Annotated in this window: 2 protein-coding genes; both read right to left on the bottom strand. The window is 58.6% G+C overall.

The features are described from left to right. Positions 1-22: 22 nt before the first annotated feature. Entirely contained in the window at positions 23-835 is an 813-nt protein-coding gene (gene istB / locus ACQZ6J_RS33835; RefSeq protein WP_449087228.1) for an IS21-like element helper ATPase IstB, read from the bottom strand. After that, positions 825-2,351 (bottom strand): IS21 family transposase, encoded by a 1,527-nt coding sequence (istA, locus tag ACQZ6J_RS33830; protein ID WP_449087227.1) that lies wholly within the window; start codon positions 2,349-2,351, stop codon positions 825-827. Before istA ends, istB begins: the two co-directional genes overlap by 11 nt. Between the last annotated feature and the right edge of the window lie 78 nt (positions 2,352-2,429).

Genomic DNA, 2,429 nt, shown 5'->3' with positions numbered 1-2,429 from the left:
TGCGCCGAGAAGTGGCCCGCCTTTAGGTATCGTTTGTGTCGGCGGTTGTGGTCAAGTTTCTTCGTTTCTCCTTTGTCGGTTTAGGTGCCTGCGCCGAGCTATTCTTGAAGCGGAAGCTGTCGTTTCCTGTTTCAAGGATGTGGCAATGATGGGTGAGCCGATCGAGCAGCGCGGTGGTCATCTTGGCATCGCCGAAGACGCTGGCCCATTCGCTGAAGCTGAGGTTTGTCGTGATGATGACGCTGGTCCGCTCATAGAGTTTGCTCAACAGATGGAAGAGCATTGCACCGCCTGAGGCGCTGAACGGCAAGTATCCGAGCTCGTCGAGGATAACGAGATCGGAATGAACGAGCCGGTTGGCGATCTGGCCAGACCTTCCCTGCGCCTTCTCGTGTTCCAGCGCGTTGACCAACTCCACGGTCGAGAAGAACCGGACCCGCTTGTGGTGATGCTCGATGGCCTGGACGCCGATCGCGGTGGCGATATGCGTCTTGCCCGTGCCGGGACCGCCGACCAGGACGATGTTGTTGGCGTCGTCGAGGAAGTCGCAGCGATGGAGTTGCCGCACGAGCGCCTCGTTGATCTCGCTGCTGACGAAGTCGAAGCCGTTCAGATCACGGTAAGCCGGGAAGCGTGCCGTCTTGAGCTGATAGGCCGTCGATCGGACCTCTCGTTCGGCCGTTTCCGCCTTGAGAAGCTGCGACAGGATCGGAATGGCAGCCTCGAACGCCGGCGATCCTTGCTCGGTCAGATCACCGACGGCGTGGGCCATCCCATGCATCTTCAATTGCCGTAGCATGATGACGATCGCGCCGCTTGCCGGGTTATGACGCATGGCGAACCTCCGTCTTTCTCAAGGTATCGTATCGCTCGACATTGGCCTTTGGCTCATTGGTGAGCGTCAGCGCCTGAGGTGCGTCGAGGGTTGGCGGTGTAGAGGATTTGCCGTCGATGAGGCGATGCAGCAGGTTCAGCACATGCATTTTGGTTGGAACGCCGGACTTCAGCGCCATGTCGACGGCCGAGAGCACTGCTTGTTCGTCGTGCTGGAGAACAAGGGCCAGGATATCGACCATCTCGCGATCGCCGCCCGGCTTTTTGAGCAGATATCGCTGCAAGCTCTTGAATGCCTCCGGCAGCTCGATGAAGGGAGCGCCGTTGCGTAGAGCGCCGGGCTTGCGCTGCACGACCGCCAGATAGTGCCGCCAGTCGTAAATGGTCTGGCCCGGCCGGTCATGGGAGCGATCGATGACGCGACGATGCTCGCAAACGATCTGACCTTCCGCAGCGACAACGACACGATCCGGATAAACGCGAAGGCTGACCGGACGATTGGCAAACGATGCCGGGACGCTGTAGCGATTGCGCTCCAGATGCACGAGGCAGGTGGGCGTGACCCGCTTCGTATATTCGACAAACCCGTCGAACGGCCTGGAAACGGGCATGAGAGCGGGTGCTTCCTCAGCCCAGATGTCGGCGATAGTGCCACGCATCTGACCATGCGGCGTCTTCGCCCAGAATTCCTTGCATCGAAGCTCAAGCCAATCATTCAGGGCTTCCAGTGATGGAAAGCGTGGAACCGGTTGAAAGAAGCGATGACGCGCGTCCTGAACGTTCTTCTCGACCTGACCCTTCTCCCAGCCCGACGCCGGATTGCAGAACTCTGGCTCGAAGACATAGTGGCTGGCCATTGCCATGAAACGCACGTTGACGTCGCGCTCCTTTCCGCGGCCCACCTTGTCGATCGCCGTGCGCATGTTGTCGTAGATGCCGCGACCAGGAATTCCGCCGAAGACGCGGAAGGCATGATTGTGAGCGTCGAACAGCATCTCGTGTGTCTGCAGGAGATAAGCGCGGACGATGAAAGCGCGGCTGTAGCTCAGCTTCGTATGGGCGATCTGTAGTTTGGTGCGCTCATTGCCGATAATCGCCCAATCTTCCGACCAGTCGAACTGGAAGGCCTCACCAGGCTCGAATGCCAAAGGCACGAACGTGCCGCGTCCTGTCGTCTGGAATTCTTTCTGCCGGTCCCCCTTCCACTCCCGGGCAAAGGCCGCAACACGGCAATAGGAGCCATCATAGCCAAGACCCGCCAAGTCGGCATGAAGTTGCTTCAGCGTGCGCTTTTGCTTGCGGCCCTTCTTGGATTCCGTCTTCAGCCACGCCGACAGCCGATCCGCAAATGGATCAAGTTTGCTCGGCCGCTCCGGCACCTTGAACTTCGGTTCAACGTCACCGGCACGTAGATATTTGCGGATAGTATTCCGTGATAGGCCAGTCCTGCGGCAAATCTCCCGGATAGATATCTCATCTCGAAAGTACCAGCGTCGAATTACGCTCAGTAACGCCATGTCGATCACTCCAGAGCCCCCGCTGAAACCACAGGGGGTGATTGAAACATGGGTCAAATCTCAGTGATATTTTCCCGC

It is taken from the genome of Rhizobium sp. A37_96, from assembly GCF_053521765.1.
The sequence above is the reverse complement of the archived record's forward strand: the minus strand, read 5'-3'. Positions and strand labels throughout refer to the sequence as shown.

Excerpts from the sequence above, each read along its gene's own strand:
- istB (WP_449087228.1), bottom strand. The coding sequence starts at position 835 with ATGCGTCATAACCCGGCAAGCGGCGCGATCGTCATCATGCTACGGCAA.
- istA (WP_449087227.1), bottom strand. The coding sequence starts at position 2,351 with ATGGCGTTACTGAGCGTAATTCGACGCTGGTACTTTCGAGATGAGATA.